This window comes from Amphritea opalescens (assembly GCF_003957515.1).
Taxonomy (GTDB): Bacteria; Pseudomonadota; Gammaproteobacteria; order Pseudomonadales; family Balneatricaceae; genus Amphritea; species Amphritea opalescens.
The window spans coordinates 1-16320 of the sequence record NZ_RQXW01000013.1 but is presented as its reverse complement, the minus strand read 5'-3'; the positions used below and the strand labels follow the sequence as shown (position 1 = coordinate 16320).

The window sequence follows — 16320 nt, the reverse complement described above, 5'->3', positions numbered from 1 at the left end:
AATCCGTGCTTTTTTTATGCCTGCTTTTCTAGATAACCGCCGGTTTAAAGCGACTAAAGCTTCGTGTTATCAAACCCTTTCATCGAAAACAAAACCTTCATTAAACAGCTTTTTGAATACACCTGCATCGATCAACTTCTGATGAACCTCAGCCAATTTCAGATTCACCTCAGCCAGTTGCTGATTGTATTCGTTACGCTGTTCGGCTTGATCCTGCGCCTGCTCCTCGAGTTCCGCTTTCTGCTTTTCTAGCTCTTCTGCCCGCTGCTCATCGCTGAGCTGCTGCGTTTCAATCTGATTAGCGCTGTTATCATCAGGCTCTTGATTCTGCCGTGCTAATTCTGCGCGCGCTTCAGAAGCCATCGCTGCCGCTTGAGCCGCAACAGAGCGATCTTGAGACGAGGGTTCAGCCACTGCCAGCGCAGCTCGCATAATCACCTCAGCCTTCTCTAGAGTTGCTTGAGGATCATCAGGCACCGACGAGGTATCGATACTGACTTCACCCCCCACCGCATAGAGTCGACCATCAGGCCCCCGCTGATATTCAAACGTCGGCGCACCGGCATACTGGCCACCTGCCGCGGCATGGGTAAGCTCATGCTGGCGCACCTCCGCATCACGGGTGGCTAATTCAGCCACTTGCTGAGACTCAGCCTCTATCTCGGCATTATTGGTCGATGCGTGCTTAGCATCGCTACCCAATGACGGATCTTTATTATTAGGGTTCGTATCGGCTGAGGCGGTATCGCTAGACGGTTGCACCGGCGGCGTAGTAGGAATAGTAGAAGGAGAGGTTGGCAGTGTATCGGCAGGTATCGAAGATGAAGAAGACAGAGCTCTATCCGCAGCAGATGAATTCCGCCCGAGCGTGTTGAGTGGTTCATTGGTATTCAGAGCATGTGAACCGGTAGCGAGAGATACCTGCATCACGTCTACCTCCTATGACTGAGAATCAATACCTTCTGCTGAACATATAACATTGGCTGTCACGGTTATGGCAATGATAACCAGAGCACAGCCATTAAAAATGGCTAGGGCTAATGCAGACATAGACGCAGCCCACTAGCCATAAAACAGCGCTCGCGATTAAGCACGAATATCGATCAATGTGCCCAGCGTTTCATCCGCAGATTGCACCACTTTTGTGGATGCTGCTACGGCATTCTTTTCAACGGCGAGATCAGCCAATGACTGATTCAGGTCGTTACCGGTGCCTTCTTCTGGGGTATCCGATTTGCCTGCACCGGCGATATCAGATGCGGCTTTTTGCACCCCGTCCAGTCCACGATTTACCCCTAGAACCCCAGTACTCAGTGCTGATGTAACGTTCATGAAACACCTCTTGTCTCTTTTGCTCAGCCATTCATCATTTAGCCAAGCCAATCCGTTTAACCACAATATTAGATCAGAAGCTTAATCTGTATGAGCTATTATAGCCTAACCTGAAAAATAGTTCATTTATTGATCAGCAATCAACGGTGCCAAATCAATATAACTGGCCACTGCTTCAGCGGTGCAGGTCTCAAGATAGGGTATTTCAGCCAACAGTGGCGCCGATAACATCGATTTCAGCGTTGCAAGGTTTTCATCATAACAACTCATCTGCGGCTCGGCTCGGTTGGCCACCCAGCCTGCCAAGCGCAACCCATCCTTCACAATCGCCTCGACGGTTAACAGCGTATGGTTAATACATCCCAGCTTCATGCCCACCACCAGAATAACGGGCGTTCGCAGTAACTTAGCAACATCTGCCAGGGTCTGCCGATGATTCAAAGGCACCCGCCAACCGCCCGCCCCTTCAATGACCATAAAATCAGCAGGCTGCATCATCACACCACGGCACAATGCCGCAATGCGATCGGCATCCAAGCGACGCCCCTGCTGCTGCGCTGCGATATGCGGCGCAATCGCGGGCTCAAAAGCAATAGGGTTAACCTGTGCATAACTGAGTTTAATGGAAGCCATCTGCTGTAAGAGTAATGCATCACTGTTACGCAGCCCTTCCTCTGTTATCTCACACCCCGCTGCAATCGGCTTAACACCCACGGTCGACAAACCCTGCTGATTAGCCGCGGCTAATAAACCCGCAGAAACCAATGTTTTACCCACATCAGTATCGGTTCCAGCCACAAAAAAAGTCCGCTTAGCCATTAATATACTCGCCATAAAATACTTGATAGGTCGCCGGTAGTTGCCCATCCGGCCGTCTAAACTGTTCGTACGCGGCTTTAAACGCGAGCACCCTTGCCTTACCGGTTAACCCACTGGGCCGTCCTGCGCTGATATTATGGGCGCCAATACCCTTTAATTCAGTGGTTAACTCCCGCAATTGGTCGTAAAGCAGCACCTTTTTTCCCTCTTTCAAGCTCACTTCTCGTAGGTATTTCTCAGCGCTCGTCTGCAGACAACTCAAATGCATAAATCGATTCACATGCTGAAAACGATCCACCGTCGACCAAGAAGTACGAATTTCATGCAGCGTATCCGGCCCTAAGGTACTAAACAGAAAGCGTCCACCGGGTTTTAGCACCCGAGCCACTTCGCTAAACAATGCATCGAGATCTTCACACCACTGAATCGCTAAGCTAGAAAAGATCAGCTCGACAGAGTTATCCGCCAACGGTAGATGCTCCGCATCACCACAGAGCCACAACGTATTGGCGGTCGCTCGATGTTCCCGCGCGTAGGCCAACATCCCCTGAGCCAAATCCAGACAGATCAACTGCTGCGGCTTAAGTTTGTCGGCTAACAACGGGGCAAAATACCCCGTACCACAGCCCAAGTCCATCACCACCTCGGCGGATGAGCAGCTTAGCTGACTAAGAAGTTCATAACCAATATCCCGCTGCAACTGAGCCACGCCATCGTAGCTGACCGCCGCACGGCTAAATGATTCGGCGATCTGTGGTTTGAAAAACTGCGTGCTCATAAAGTGAACTGCCGAATTTTGTCAGCGACAGACTCAGGTGCCGACAGAAAGCCAACATGGGATTGGTTGATCAACCTATCGACCTTCGCCTGTGGCTGAAATATCGCGAGGGTTTCCGCCATGTTAACGGGGGCGAGAGTATCCAGTTCACACAGCAGATGCAGGGTTGGCAAATGGATAGCGCGATACAATTCACGGTAGTCTTGACGCAGTAGGGCCAAGCTATCGCTCAAGCCCCGCTTCGTTGGTTGAACCTCAGAGACAATCTGCTTCAGTCGTTTCAAATCGGCACGGGCCGTGTCACTGCCATGCACCTGTAGCCGATTAAAACGTTGCAGGGTTTTCTCGGGGTTCGCCAGCAGATCATGCTCAAACTGTTGATAAATCGCCTCAGCCATGCCAAAAGGCCAATCATCACGCTCAACGAAGCAGGGGCTGCTTCCCAGCGTAATCACCCCTTCAACTCGATCGGCGCAGCGTTGGGCGAACGCCATCGCGATAATGCCGCCCAATGACCACCCCAGCCAAATAGCGGATGGTGGCGCAACTTCCGCTAGGCGTGCCACAACGGCATCAAGATCATAAACCTCAGGTAAACATTCAGCACTACGACCCAACCCCGGTAGATCAATAACGGTTACTTGATAAGTCTGTTGCAGCTCGGGTATCAATGTCTGCCAAACACCACTGTGCATACCCCAGCCATGCAACAAGACCAAAGAGGTTGCCTCTCTATGCGGCACAGACTCAAACCACCGACTATACAACCTCAATCGGTCGTACCTGTTACGCCAACCATGACATCCTCTAAGGTAGCCAATAATCGATCGAGCTGTGCATCGGTATGCATGGCACTCAAGGTCACCCGTAAACGGGCACTCCCTTCTGGTACGGTCGGCGGTCTAATCGCGCCAATATAGATGCCTTTTGCTTCGAGTGCGGCACTGATCGCCATCGCCCGCCCCGCACTGCCCACCATAATCGGCTGGATCGGTGTCGCGGATGCCATCAGGGGCAAGCCTAGTTGTTCGCAGCCTCGACGAAAACGCTCAATCAAATCATTAAGCTTCTCTCGGCGCCACTCGTCCTGCTGTACTAATTTCAAGCTGGCGCGCGTTGCCGATGCCACCGCCGGCGACATACTGGTGGTGTAGATATAGGTGCGGGCATGCTGAATCAGAGTTTCGATCAGCTCTTCAGAACCCGCCACGAAAGCGCCGGACGTGCCAAACGCCTTACCCAGCGTCCCCACTAAAACCTGCACCTGTTCATGACCCAACCCAAAGTGATCGACCGTGCCCCGCCCCTGCGAACCAATACAACCCAAACCATGGGCATCATCCACCATCATCCACGCTTGATGCTGTGCCGCCGTGGCACTGAGCGCAGGTAATTCAGAGAGATCGCCATCCATACTAAACACGCCATCGCAGACCACCAGCTTGCGTCGCGCATCGCTGCGCTGTAATCGAGTGTTTAGATTATCGGCATCATTGTGTAAAAAACGTTGAAAACGCGCCCCACTCAATAAGCCGCCATCCAGTAGCGATGCATGGTTGAGTCGATCTTGAAATACCCCATCACGTTTATCCAGCAACGCCGTAATGGTCCCCATATTCGCCATATAGCCGGTGGAAAATAACAGGGCGCGAGGACGACCGCTAAAATCCGCCAACTCTTCTTCGAGTGCATGATGGGCCTGACTATGACCATTCACCAGATGGGAAGCACCGCCGCCAACGCCGTAGCGATCGGCCCCCTGTTTCAGCGCGGCGATAATCTCAGGATGATTGGCCAGCCCTAAATAATCGTTGGAGCAAAAGGCTAAGCACGCCCTGCCCTCAACGATCACTTCTGGGGACTGTGGGCTTTGGAGAATACGTCGCTGACGATACAGAGACTGCGCCTTGCGCGCCTGCAATTCTGCGTGTAGCTGATCAAACGACATGGTGACATCCTTGCTGGGCTATCCGTGACAGCCCAGCAGATAACGTAGATTAGGCTTCGTAGAAGAACGACTGATCTTGCTGCTTTTGCAGATTATTGATAATCAGCTGTTCCTGAGTCTCGTCCGCTTCAGAAATTCGCTGCTCTGGGTTGATCCCCAAACGTTTGAATAACTGCAGATCACTGTGGGTTTCAGGGTTTGGCGTAGTAAGTAAACACTCACCGTAGAAGATAGAGTTTGCACCAGCCATAAAGGTCATCGCTTGCATCTCATCACTCATATTTTCACGGCCAGCCGAGAGACGCACATGGGATTCGGGCATCATGATCCGAGCCACCGCGATAGTGCGAATAAACTCAAGATTATCCAAGGTTTCCGCATCTTCCAGCGGTGTGCCTTTTACTTTAACCAGCATGTTGATCGGCACACTTTCCGGCTGCTTCGGCAGGTTTGCCAGTTGACGCAATAAGCCGATACGATCGGTGGCCGTTTCGCCCATGCCTAAGATACCGCCGGAACAGATCTTCATACCGGATTCACGCACATGGTGCAGGGTATCGAGACGGTCCTGATAGGTGCGGGTCGTAATAATATTGCCGTAGAACTCTGGCGAGGTATCTAGGTTATGGTTGTAATAATCTAAGCCGGCATCGGCCAGCTGCTCCGCTTTACCTTCATCCAACATGCCCAGGGTCATACAGGTTTCCAAGCCTAAAGCCTTCACCCCTTTAACCATCTCAATCACATAGGGCATATCTTTATCCGCAGGGTGCTTCCAAGCCGCCCCCATACAGAAACGGGTTGAACCTGATTCTTTTGCCTGCTTAGCCTTCTCCAATACCGCATCAACCTGCATGAGACGCTCTTTCTCTAGGCCGGTATTGTAATGTCCACTCTGTGGGCAATACTTACAGTCTTCAGGACAAGCACCGGTCTTAATCGATAACAGAGTACTTACCTGAACCTCATTCGGATTAAAATGTTGACGATGAACCAACTGAGCCTTGAATAGCAGGTCATTAAAGGGGAGCTCGAATAATTCCCGTACTTCCTGCTCGCTCCAATCGTGTCTGATCTCTGTCTGGTGTTGCTGCATCGCCGTATATATCCTGTAATAGATCTGAATGATAAGGATTTAGTGAAGGCTAATTTTAATATGACAGAAGGATCTGTCAACCAATGATTAAACAATTTAAAAACAACTGGTTATTATTTAATCTAAATAGACCCTGTATTCTCTGCGGTATACGACCGTCAACCGAGGCTCATCTCTGTCAGGACTGCCTTGATGACTTACCTTGGATCGGTAGCGCTTGCCAACGCTGCGCCGAGCCCATGCACACAGATGCTGCTTTGATCTGCCCTCAATGCCAAAAGAGGTCACCCTCGTTTAATCAGGTCATCACCTCCTTTGAATATCGCTTCCCTATCAACCAACTCGTCCAGCTAGCTAAATTCAATGGTCAAACCCATTACCTCAATCCACTGGCTGAATTACTCGGTCGTCGAGTTCAAACAGCCCCTAAGCCTGATCTCATCGTGCCCGTTCCGCTCCACCCTAAGCGCCTCCATGAACGCCAATACAATCAAGCCGCGTTAGTCGCTAAACACCTAGCCCGTCAGTTAGGCGTTCCCTACAGCAACCGCTTACTGGTTAAAACGAAAAACACCCGACACCAGGCCGACTTAAACCGCAAAATGCGGCGCAAGAATTTGAAAAGCAGTTTTCAGTGTCGCGGCACGCCCCCAGCTTCGATCGCGGTCGTCGATGATGTGATGACCACAGGCACCACCGCCGCGGAGATCAGCCGCATATTGAAGCAATCGGGCTGTCAGCAGGTTTACATCTGGGTGATTGCGCGTACGGCAAAAGAGTTGCATTTACGCTAAATTAACGCTTTTATTATCCTGTCATCAAAACGTTAAGGCGCTTGTTTTGAGTTAGGGCCTTTATCGTCAACATTTGATAATAATAAACCTGCCCGTTATCCCAGCAAGGAGCCCAGCATGGATCTAAGCAATATTGGTGATCTGATCGGAGGCTTAGGACTTTTCCTACTCGGTATGCAGCTGATGACCAGCGGCTTGAAGCGCGCTGCCGGTCACTCCTTGCGCAAAGCATTAGAAGCCGCGACCCGCTCTCGGCTTAGAGGGCTTATTTCCGGTGCGACCATTACCGCCCTGGTGCAATCATCGACCGCCGTGACGGTGGCCACAATTGGTTTCGTCAATGCAGGCTTACTCAATTTAGGACAGTCGATCGCGGTTATCTATGGCTGCAATATAGGTAGCACCATGACCGGCTGGTTAGTGGCGACGATCGGCTTTAACTTCAACATTAGTGCATTTGCGCTACCGATGATCGGCATCGGCATGATGATGCGTCTCATCGGCGGTGAAAAGCGTTATGCCCACATAGGGACGACCCTCACCGGCTTTGGCCTGTTCTTTGTCGGTCTATCCTTTCTTAAAGATACCTTTAGCGGCTTGGAAAATAGCATTCCGTTTGAAGCTCTTAGCCAAACCAGTTATGGCCTTGCCCTATTTGTGCTCGCAGGCTTTATTCTCACTGTACTCATTCAATCATCCGGTGCCGCCATGGCAATAACACTCTCCATGGCATCCACCGGCGCTATTCCATTAGCCACCGCCGGTGCGTTGGTGATTGGTGCCAACCTCGGCACTACTTCGACCGCCGTGCTATCGGCTATCGGCGCCACCTCTAATGCAAAACGAATCGCCTCTGCCCATGTGTTTTTTAACCTGATCACCGGCGCCGCGGGATTGCTGTTGCTGGTTAGTTTATCCAGCATCATTAATGGTTCAGATTTCACCCAGTACTTTGATCTTGTGATTCTCTTGGCCCTGTTCCACACCCTATTTAATGTCGCCGGCGTGCTCATCATGTGGCCGCTCACCACCCCGTTAGTCGCCTTTTTAGAAAAACGTTTTCGTCGCGCCGATGAAGATCTGGCGAAAGCCCGTTTTCTGGATAACAATATTCTCGAAACACCCCTGTTAGCCATTGAAGCTATGAGCCGAGAACTCGGGCGGGTGAGCCGGATGGCAACGGCTGTCGCCAAGCAATCTCTGGATGCGGACCTAGCCGATAGCGCACCCATTCGCGCTCAATCACTGATTATCAATAAGCTGATTGTTGAGGTAGGTAAATTTAGCCAGAAATTAGGGCAGCAACCTCTCAGCGAAGAGATTGCACAGATTTTGCCCAGCACCATGCGTGTCGCTCGGTATTTCAATGAGATCGCCCGTCTTGCGAATCTCATCACTGAATACTGTCAACGTTTTGAGCAGATCAGTGACAGCAATACCCAAAAAGATATTTATGAACTGAAAGATATCACCCGCAAAATCCTCGATGCCGCGGCTATCAGCGATGATTCATACACTTCTTCTGATAACACACGAATACTGCTACATGAATTAGAAAAAACCTACCATAAGGTCAAACTGCATGTATTGGATGCCATGATCGATGGACGACTCACCCCCGATGAAGGTACCGATTTACTCGACTCCCTCAGCCATGTTCATCGACTCGGACAGCAGGCAGAAAAAAGTGCGCGCTACTGGAGCAGCCTAACTCCGATTGAGCATCGCTCACCGATCATCCACCCGTCAGGCGCTCAAGCACCACAACCAGCACCTGAGCCTGAGCCTGAGACTGAAAATACAGAGGACAGAGAAGCCAAAAAAGCGCCTCAGCCGCCGGAAGAACTGGTAGTTAATTAATACAGAGGGCAAAATAGCCCCAAGCCAACATCCGCCCAAATAACCGCGCCGATGTTATTTTTTTCACCGTCACCGATATCAAAATATGAGCTCACCGTTAGTATTTGAACCCATTGCCATTATCCATAGCGGCTATAAAGAAAAGTTCGGCATTCCGAGGCAGCCTGGGCTGGCGGTCTCGATGACAGCAACGGTTGAGCTCCTGCCACCCTACAATAGTGCCGATGCGGTTAGAGGGCTGGAGCAGTGCAGTCATATTTGGCTGCTGTTTATCTTCAGCGCCTGCGTCGATAAGGGCTGGTCACCGCTGGTTAGGCCTCCGCGACTCGGCGGCAACGAAAAACTGGGGGTATTCGCATCCCGATCACCGTTTCGCCCAAACCCCATTGGCTTATCCCCGGTGAAGCTGGAGGGAATACGTTGCGAAGGTTCACAGGTGTTTCTAGATGTTAGTGGCGCGGATCTGCTGGATCAAACCCCTATCGTGGATATCAAACCATACTTACCCTATTCCGATAGTCTGCCGCAGGCCGAGTACGATATCGCCCCGCAGATCGATATGCTAAAGCTACCCGTACAGTTCTCTGCTACTGCACAGGCCGCCCTCGAACGACATAGCAACAGGTTAAAGCAACCCCTACAACAGCAGATTGAAGAGGTATTACGCTGCGATCCTCGCCCGGCTTACCATAAACAAAAAGCACAGCAACGCACCTATGGTATTCGCCTGCATGATCTCAACATCCGCTGGGAGGTCAACGCACAGGCGATCCTTGTCTCACAGATCGACATCAACCCCGATGACGACCTCAAAGCCTAAATGACAGATAAAAAAAAGCAGCGCCAAGCGCTGCAAAAGAGAGAAAACTAACCTTAAAAACACACAAAACAATCACCGAGATCAAACTAAACATAAGCAATGTGAGCAGACATTTTGGCTTATGTTCGGCTCGGGTCACGGGAGGAAACAGTTGCTGGCGCTGCCTGCATTCTGTTCCGTTGAAAACACTATAGAAGCGTTAACTGAAACAACACTGAAAGTGCTTTTTATTTAATTCGATTTTTATCCCTGAATCGCCTATTATATTAGAACTATCTAATACATAAATTTAGATAGCGTTTCCAACAGACCGTGCTAACCGAGCTTTAGAAGCGATTATTTTAAACAGAATTCTCTAGTTTTAAGATAAGCTCCACTATTGTAAAGTTCTTGAGCCTTGGCCTACTGAGCACTGCCGTACTCAAACAGCCACGCAGCTAGCACCTTGATCAGTGAATCTTTGGGATATGATTACATGAGTCACCAACCAGAACAGACAAGTGCATCTAGATTACAGCACTTTCCTATCACTTTTTTCGCCATGATTATGGGCATGACCGGTTTGACGCTGGTCTGGGAAAAATCCAGCCATGTTTTTTCCACGCCACCCATTATTGGGCATATCTTACTAATACTGACCGCTTGCCTATTTTTGATCTTAGCCTTGGTTTACCTTTTAAAAATCATGCTAAAAACCTCGGCCGTATTAGAAGAGTTTAACCACCCCATCAAGCTCAGCTTTTTTCCTGCGTTTAGTATCAGCATGATCCTGTTGAGTGTCGCCACACTGGATGTCTCCAAGCAGCTATCCTTTATACTCTGGAGTTGCGGTAGCGTTATTCACCTATTGCTCACCGTCTACGTTTTGAATCAATGGATTCACCATCCTAAGTTTAAAGTTATCCACATGACACCCGCTTGGTTTATCCCCGTCGTCGGTAATATTCTGGTACCCATTGCAGGCGTCGAACACGGCTACACCGAGATCAGTTGGTTCTTCTTCTCCATTGGCATTGTGTACTGGATCGTCTTAAAAACACTGGTACTCAATAGGATGATCTTCCATGATCCTATCCCCCAGAAACTGCTACCAACAATGTTTATCCTCATTGCGCCGCCCGCCGTTGGTTTTATCGCTTATATGAAACTCAATGGTGAACTGGATAACTTTGCCCGAGTGCTGTTCTACACCGGCATGTTTTTAGTCATCCTCTTACTGGTTCAGGCGCCTCGCTTTACCCGCATCCAGTTCTTTATGTCTTGGTGGGCCTATTCGTTTCCATTGGCGGCCGCCGCTATCGCCGCTCAGATTATGTATAGCCAGGTGGGACAGCCCTTTTTCTACTATTTATCGCTAGTACTGATCGCTCTTTCTAGTGTCATTATCGTACTGCTGTTCTTCCGCACTCTACTGGCGGTGATCCGCAATGAGTTCTGCGTGCCAGAATAAAGCCTCTGCATCAATTTGCTTTCTACTGTGAAACGGGCTGTAATAGCCCGTTTTTTTTATGTAAAAATCTTCTAAAAATCACCTTCCGCTGCACTGCAGTGGCCATTGACCGGAGCATCCGCATGAGTATCGCTAGCTATCAAATCCGTTTTGACCAGCAACATATTTGGCACCCCTACTCGTCAATGATCAACCCTCCAGCGGCCTACCCCATCGCATCGGCAAAGGGGGTTCGGTTAACCTTGGCCGATGGCACTGAGCTGATTGATGGTATGGCTTCTTGGTGGTCGGCTATCCATGGCTATAACCACCAAGAGCTAAATGCCGCTGCCCATGCCCAGATCGATCAAGTATCCCACGTGATGTTTGGCGGTCTTACCCATGAGCCCGCCATTGAACTATGCCGCCAACTCGTCGACATGACGGCTGAACCACTGCAAAAGGTATTCTTAGCCGACTCTGGCTCTGTCGCGGTGGAAGTAGCCCTGAAAATGTCGATCCAGTATTGGCATGCTAAAGGTCAACCCGCCAAGCACAAGCTACTCACCATTCGTAACGGCTATCACGGTGATACCTTTGGCGCGATGTCCGTTTGTGACCCCGTCAACGGCATGCATGAGATATTTAACGGCGTGCTACCCCAGCAGTTTTTCGCACCGGCGCCACAGGTTAAGTATGGCCAACCTTGGGACCCGAGTGATTGCGACGAACTGGGCCAACTGATGGCCGATCACCACGATGAGATCGCGGCGCTGATACTCGAGCCCATTGTTCAGGGAGCTGGGGGAATGCGCTTCTATCACCCCGAATACCTGAAACAAGCACGGGCCTTATGCGATCACTATGATGTTTTACTGATTGCCGATGAAATCGCGACCGGCTTCGGCCGTAGTGGAAAGTTATTTGCCTGTGATCATGCAGGGGTAATTCCCGACATTCTCTGTCTCGGCAAGGCGATTACCGGGGGTTATATGACCCTAGCAGCCACATTAACCACCGCTGAGATCGCTGAAACCATCTCCGCTGGGGGTGCAGGCTGCTTTATGCATGGGCCGACGTTTATGGGTAACCCGCTCGCCTGCGCGGTAGCCAATGCTAGCCTCAAGTTACTGCGAGAATCGGATTGGCAAACGAATATTGCCCGTATTGAACAACAGCTAACAACCGGCCTAGCCCCCTGTGCGAATCTGGACGCCGTTGCCGACGTTCGATGTCTCGGCGCCATCGGCGTGGTTGAGATGAAGCAACCAGTCATTACGGCTGAGATACAACCTCTGTTTGTCGAGCAGGGGATCTGGATTCGGCCATTTGGCAAATTAATCTATGTGATGCCGCCCTACATCATGTCCAATGACGACCTAGAAACATTAACCGCGGGAATATTCGCGGTGATTCAGCAACATACGGCGCACAACAGCCCCTAGTCGTTGGTTTTAACCGCCCGCCCACTGATCAGCTGACCCACTAAACGGGGGAAGGATCGATGTTGATAACGTTGGTAGGTGGGCAAACTAAAGCCAGCCTGCTGGATCAATTGAGCCGTTTCTCGGTTTAATTGACAGCCTCCCGCACAACGATGCCATAAAGGATTAAGGCGATGCTGCCAGCGCTGCACGGCAGGGTCATCAGCCAATACATGCTCAAAAAACAGTAGCTGGCCATCCGCTTTCAGCACCCGCCGCATCTCCGCTAACGCATGCTCTGGGTGCGGAACCGAACAGAGCACCAAAAAAGAGACTAAGGTGTCGACACTGTTATCCGCTAATGGAATGGCTTCCGCATCCGCCAGCAGTAATTGAGTTTTAGCCTGTATCGCTGCGGGCATTTTGCTCAGCTGCTTATGCGCCAACTGCATCACAGATGTATCCGGTTCCAACGCAACGAGTTTATCCACAGCCGCAGGATAACAGTGAAAGCTACTGCCGGTTCCCGCACCTATTTCTAACACCACCCCCTGCGCCAAACCTAATAGATCACTGCGTTCATCGGCAACCGCGGCAGATACACGATCCAACAGCCAGGGAAATAGCCAACGATAATAGGGGTTATAACTGCGTAGACTCATCGCTCGGCTTCCACTATTCTGTTGTTTGTTGCAACTGCGTTGCTTTATTTTGTTTTACAGGAGTTTTACCTATGGCACGTATCAAAATTGATATGCCCGAGAATTATAGCTTTACCACCGAAATTCCCGTGCAGATTCGTGATATTAACTACGCTGGTCATCTCAGCAACGATTCTGTGTTATCAATCGTACACGAAGCCCGCCTACGCTACCTAAAATCTCGTAACTACACCGAACTGGATATCGAAGGCCGTGGCATTATTATGACCGATTCCGCCATTGTGTATAAAGCTGAAGGCTTTCATGGCGATCTGGTGCAGATCGATGTCACCGTGGGTGATTTTAATAAATATGGCTGTGATATCTATTACCTACTCAGCAACAAGAAAACCGCTGTCGAGATGGCCCATGTGAAGACCGGTATTGTCTTTTTTGATTACAGTGCCGGAAAAGTCGTACCGGTTCCTGAAAAATTTAAAGATAGCATTATGAAAGTCGTCGAATAACTGCTCAAAAAACATTCAAAACATCATAATAAGCGATTGAAAAATAGACAGAAACAGGACGCTGAACGAATTTTAACCCACCGATGGGAAGCCCCGTAACAAGGGGCTTTCAGAGAGTTATCCTCGAGTTACACACAGTCTTGTGACACTGTTTCTGTTTATAACCTGATAGTAGATCCATCGACTGCCATTACCGACTCAAGACTGGCTGTCTTTCTCTTGACTAAATACCTCGTCCCGCCAATCAGGCCCGAGCTTCTCTTCGATATAATCACGAATCAATTTACGCACCATCTGTGAAGGGGTGACGTCATCTGCACTGCAAAGCTTCTCAAAGGTCGCTTTCTTTTTGGGATCAATCAACAGTGTCAATCTCGCCGTTCTCTGCTCCATTACCATTCCTTAACTGAGTTTATGTTAATCATATTAACATTGATTTATATAGCAGTTAACATGTAATGTTACATATTGTAACGACCCCACTCAGCAGAGTCAGAGGCCACTTCTCATTTCAGGCCGGAAAGCCGCCAGTCAGCTGCCGTGCCTTACAAGAGCAATTGTTCATGTCGCATCGTTTACATCTGCACAGCATTCAACCTTTTAGCGCCTTACGTGAAACCTTTAGGGAGGGTTACGGTGTCGCCGATCTTTATCGCGATATCATGGCCGGTATCACCGTTGGCATCATCGCCATCCCCCTATCGATGGCCTTAGCGATAGCCAGTGGTATTCCACCACAATACGGGCTCTATACCGCCATTATTGCCGGAATACTGATCCCTATCACCGGTGGCTCGCGTTATAGCATCTCAGGCCCAACCGCCGCCTTTGTCGTGATTCTCTACCCTGTAGCCCAACAGTACGGGCTCAGCGGGTTGCTCATCGCCTCTCTGATGGCGGGCATCATGATGATTATCATGGCCTTGAGCCGCTTAGGCAGACTAATCGAATATATTCCAGAGCCGGTTACCCTCGGCTTCACATCCGGTATCGCGGTGGTGATCGCCACCCTGCAGATGAAGGATTTTCTGGGACTTCAGTTAGAAGAGATGCCAGAAAAGTATATCGATAAGGTCGTCGCACTCGGCCAAGCGTTGCCTACCTTTATCCTGCCTGAGTTCGCTATTGGTGCCACCACCCTGATCGTTTTATTACTGTGGCCTCGGCTACGTATACCTATTCCAGGCCACCTGCCGGCCGTTGCCATCGGCGTACTTCTGTCACTGGTATTAATCTCAACCGGCGCTGATATACAGACTATTGGCTCCCGTTTCAGCTATGAGTTACTCGATGGCACCGTCGGACAAGGCATTCCACCCGCACTGCCCGAATTCAACTGGCCATGGCTACAACCCGGCCCTGATGGTGAACTGATCGACTGGGATTTCCACAAGCTATCCGAGCTGATTCCGATCGCCTTCTCAATCGCCATGCTCGGCGCCATTGAATCCCTGCTTTGTGCCGTGGTACTCGACGGCATGAGCGGCACCCGCCACCACTCGAACGTCGAGTTACTCGGTCAGGGTATCGGTAATATCATCACCCCATGGTTTGGTGGTATCACCGCCACCGCCGCCATCGCTCGTTCAGCGGCCAACTATCGTGCGGGGGCAAAATCACCCATTGCCGGTGTGATACATGGACTCGTGGTACTTGCCAGCTTATTAATTCTGGCCCCTTGGTTAGCTTATATCCCAATGGCTTCTATGGCTGCGATGCTACTGATGGTCGCTTGGAACATGAGTGAAGCACCTAAAGTGGTCTCGTTACTGAAAAAAGCCCCAACCAGTGACATTCTCGTGCTCGTCACCTGTTTTTCACTGACGGTCATGATCGATATGGTCGTCGCGATCTCCTTCGGTATTATCCTCGCATCGATACTCTTTATGCGTGATATTGCGCAGATGACACGGGTGACTGACGTAAGCGATAACAGAAAACACGTGCCCGAGACGTTACCCGCCGATTGGGGAGTCTATAAAATTAGCGGACCGCTGTTCTTTGCCGCTGCCGACCGGATTTTCTCGGAGATACTGGAGATCTCTAAGGATAAGCGTCATATCGTGCTCTACATGGATGCGGTGCCGATCTTGGATGCCGGTGGATTATCGTCGCTCAACCATTTTCTGGACGAGAAATTTCAAGCGAACACCTTTGTGATTATCGCTGACCTGCAGTTTCAACCATTGAAGAATATCGCCAAAGCAGGACTCAAGCCGATCGATCAGAAGCTGGTCTTCACCCCAACGCTGGCAGAAGCGGTTGAATTCGCTAGCGCCAAGGTGATTAGTGATAATACGTCACAACAGGCGGCCGTATAGTCGCCTATCGTAGGATGCGGTGAGCTGTGCGAACCGCATCATAGCTGTTAGATAATATGCCAAAACCTCATAATATCGCCGCCAGAGGCGACTCCCACAGCAGGATTTTGAGCCATAGTTCGCAGTGATGTAGGAGCCCCTTCTAGAGGCGATAAGGCACTGTCAGAAACAACCCGCACCGATATAACCAAACAGTTATCGCCGCCAGAGGCAGCTCCCACAAGGAAATCTGAAGCCATGTTGGCTGTTAATGTAGATACTCTGTTAATGCTCAAGCTTTTTTTCACTGAAATTGAATAATTTGTCAGAATCAAAAGCTTGGCATTGACGGTAAGCAGTCCATAACCCCGTTAAATACTTACGCATGATAGCCACGTTAGCCTGCAGCTTCGTTTTTCCTCTAGCAACCAGTCGCTCTCTAAATTCACGAGCATTCTCATCGTGACGGGCTGCTGACAATGCCGGCATATAAAGTGCTGATCTTAAGTATGCATTTCCCGCCTTACTGATACGAGAACCTCCTTTTACACT

General features: G+C 50.1%; 17 protein-coding genes. 7 read left to right on the top strand and 10 right to left on the bottom strand.

Annotated elements, in window-relative coordinates; translation table 11 throughout:
• Positions 1-69: 69 nt before the first annotated feature.
• The 7 genes from EH243_RS13610 to bioB form a co-directional block, all read right to left on the bottom strand.
• Positions 70-927, bottom strand: a complete 858-nt coding sequence (locus EH243_RS13610; RefSeq protein ID WP_126159296.1) for a putative metalloprotease CJM1_0395 family protein — start codon at positions 925-927, stop codon at positions 70-72.
• Between the two features lie 159 nt (positions 928-1086).
• The gene (locus tag EH243_RS13605; protein WP_126159225.1) at positions 1087-1332 is read right to left on the bottom strand and encodes a hypothetical protein; all 246 of its coding nucleotides are present in this window, start codon (positions 1330-1332) and stop codon (positions 1087-1089) included.
• Positions 1333-1458: 126 nt separating this feature from the next.
• A complete protein-coding gene (bioD, locus tag EH243_RS13600) occupies positions 1459-2151 on the bottom strand; it encodes a dethiobiotin synthase (protein WP_126159224.1) in 693 nt (230 codons plus the stop codon).
• Positions 2144-2929, bottom strand: a complete 786-nt coding sequence (bioC, locus tag EH243_RS13595) for a malonyl-ACP O-methyltransferase BioC (RefSeq protein WP_126159223.1) — start codon at positions 2927-2929, stop codon at positions 2144-2146. The genes bioD and bioC overlap by 8 nt, the downstream gene beginning before the upstream one ends.
• On the bottom strand, positions 2926-3672 hold the full coding sequence (locus tag EH243_RS13590; RefSeq protein WP_126159222.1) for an alpha/beta fold hydrolase: 747 nt from the start codon (positions 3670-3672) through the stop codon (positions 2926-2928). The genes bioC and EH243_RS13590 overlap by 4 nt, the downstream gene beginning before the upstream one ends.
• Before the next feature lie 26 nt (positions 3673-3698).
• A complete protein-coding gene (gene bioF / locus EH243_RS13585; RefSeq protein ID WP_126159221.1) occupies positions 3699-4877 on the bottom strand; it encodes an 8-amino-7-oxononanoate synthase in 1179 nt (392 codons plus the stop codon).
• 49 nt (positions 4878-4926) lie between these two features.
• Positions 4927-5973, bottom strand: coding sequence for a biotin synthase BioB (gene bioB, locus EH243_RS13580; protein WP_126159220.1), 1047 nt, complete (start codon positions 5971-5973; stop codon positions 4927-4929).
• Between the two features lie 83 nt (positions 5974-6056).
• Here bioB and EH243_RS13575 point away from each other — a divergent pair, with 83 nt between their 5' ends.
• The 5 genes from EH243_RS13575 (at position 6057) to bioA (ending at position 12321) form a co-directional block, all read left to right on the top strand.
• Complete coding sequence (locus tag EH243_RS13575) at positions 6057-6767, top strand: ComF family protein (protein ID WP_126159219.1); 711 nt, start codon at positions 6057-6059, stop codon at positions 6765-6767.
• Positions 6768-6884: 117 nt separating this feature from the next.
• Entirely contained in the window at positions 6885-8627 is a 1743-nt protein-coding gene (locus EH243_RS13570; RefSeq protein WP_126159218.1) for a Na/Pi cotransporter family protein, read from the top strand.
• A gap of 85 nt (positions 8628-8712) precedes the next feature.
• Entirely contained in the window at positions 8713-9447 is a 735-nt protein-coding gene (tsaA, locus tag EH243_RS13565) for a tRNA (N6-threonylcarbamoyladenosine(37)-N6)-methyltransferase TrmO (RefSeq protein ID WP_126159217.1), read from the top strand.
• A gap of 475 nt (positions 9448-9922) precedes the next feature.
• A complete protein-coding gene (locus EH243_RS13560; protein WP_126159216.1) occupies positions 9923-10897 on the top strand; it encodes an SLAC1 anion channel family protein in 975 nt (324 codons plus the stop codon).
• Between the two features lie 122 nt (positions 10898-11019).
• Complete coding sequence (gene bioA, locus EH243_RS13555; protein ID WP_126159215.1) at positions 11020-12321, top strand: adenosylmethionine--8-amino-7-oxononanoate transaminase; 1302 nt, start codon at positions 11020-11022, stop codon at positions 12319-12321.
• On the opposite strand, the gene EH243_RS13550 is transcribed toward bioA, so the two are convergent.
• Positions 12318-12962 carry a class I SAM-dependent methyltransferase gene (locus EH243_RS13550; protein ID WP_126159214.1) on the bottom strand — a complete coding sequence of 215 codons (645 nt, stop codon included), beginning with the start codon at positions 12960-12962 and terminating at the stop codon, positions 12318-12320. The genes bioA and EH243_RS13550 overlap by 4 nt on opposite strands.
• Before the next feature lie 71 nt (positions 12963-13033).
• On the opposite strand from EH243_RS13550, the gene EH243_RS13545 reads away from it, so the two are divergent.
• Positions 13034-13468: an acyl-CoA thioesterase gene (locus EH243_RS13545; RefSeq protein ID WP_126159213.1), complete on the top strand. Its 435-nt coding sequence runs from the start codon at positions 13034-13036 to the stop codon at positions 13466-13468.
• A gap of 198 nt (positions 13469-13666) precedes the next feature.
• On the opposite strand, the gene EH243_RS13540 is transcribed toward EH243_RS13545, so the two are convergent.
• On the bottom strand, positions 13667-13861 hold the full coding sequence (locus EH243_RS13540) for a CopG family transcriptional regulator (RefSeq protein WP_126159212.1): 195 nt from the start codon (positions 13859-13861) through the stop codon (positions 13667-13669).
• A gap of 170 nt (positions 13862-14031) precedes the next feature.
• Between EH243_RS13540 and dauA the strand changes: the two genes are divergently transcribed.
• Positions 14032-15789, top strand: coding sequence for a C4-dicarboxylic acid transporter DauA (gene dauA, locus EH243_RS13535; RefSeq protein ID WP_126159211.1), 1758 nt, complete (start codon positions 14032-14034; stop codon positions 15787-15789).
• 264 nt (positions 15790-16053) lie between these two features.
• Here dauA and EH243_RS18815 read toward each other — a convergent pair.
• The coding region (locus EH243_RS18815; RefSeq protein WP_164549124.1) for a transposase at positions 16054-16320 on the bottom strand (267 nt) is incomplete at its 5' end.

Bases quoted from the DNA above. Each gene is read 5' to 3' on its own strand.
- bioB (WP_126159220.1), bottom strand. From the start codon at position 5,973: ATGCAGCAACACCAGACAGAGATCAGACACGATTGGAGCGAGCAGGAA.
- EH243_RS13575 (WP_126159219.1), top strand. From the start codon at position 6,057: ATGATTAAACAATTTAAAAACAACTGGTTATTATTTAATCTAAATAGA.
- bioF (WP_126159221.1), bottom strand. From the start codon at position 4,877: ATGTCGTTTGATCAGCTACACGCAGAATTGCAGGCGCGCAAGGCGCAG.
- bioC (WP_126159223.1), bottom strand. From the start codon at position 2,929: ATGAGCACGCAGTTTTTCAAACCACAGATCGCCGAATCATTTAGCCGT.
- EH243_RS13550 (WP_126159214.1), bottom strand. From the start codon at position 12,962: ATGAGTCTACGCAGTTATAACCCCTATTATCGTTGGCTATTTCCCTGG.
- tsaA (WP_126159217.1), top strand. From the start codon at position 8,713: ATGAGCTCACCGTTAGTATTTGAACCCATTGCCATTATCCATAGCGGC.
- EH243_RS13540 (WP_126159212.1), bottom strand. From the start codon at position 13,861: ATGGAGCAGAGAACGGCGAGATTGACACTGTTGATTGATCCCAAAAAG.
- bioA (WP_126159215.1), top strand. From the start codon at position 11,020: ATGAGTATCGCTAGCTATCAAATCCGTTTTGACCAGCAACATATTTGG.
- dauA (WP_126159211.1), top strand. From the start codon at position 14,032: ATGTCGCATCGTTTACATCTGCACAGCATTCAACCTTTTAGCGCCTTA.
- EH243_RS13570 (WP_126159218.1), top strand. From the start codon at position 6,885: ATGGATCTAAGCAATATTGGTGATCTGATCGGAGGCTTAGGACTTTTC.
- EH243_RS13545 (WP_126159213.1), top strand. From the start codon at position 13,034: ATGGCACGTATCAAAATTGATATGCCCGAGAATTATAGCTTTACCACC.
- bioD (WP_126159224.1), bottom strand. From the start codon at position 2,151: ATGGCTAAGCGGACTTTTTTTGTGGCTGGAACCGATACTGATGTGGGT.
- EH243_RS13610 (WP_126159296.1), bottom strand. From the start codon at position 927: ATGCAGGTATCTCTCGCTACCGGTTCACATGCTCTGAATACCAATGAA.
- EH243_RS13605 (WP_126159225.1), bottom strand. From the start codon at position 1,332: ATGAACGTTACATCAGCACTGAGTACTGGGGTTCTAGGGGTAAATCGT.
- EH243_RS13560 (WP_126159216.1), top strand. From the start codon at position 9,923: ATGAGTCACCAACCAGAACAGACAAGTGCATCTAGATTACAGCACTTT.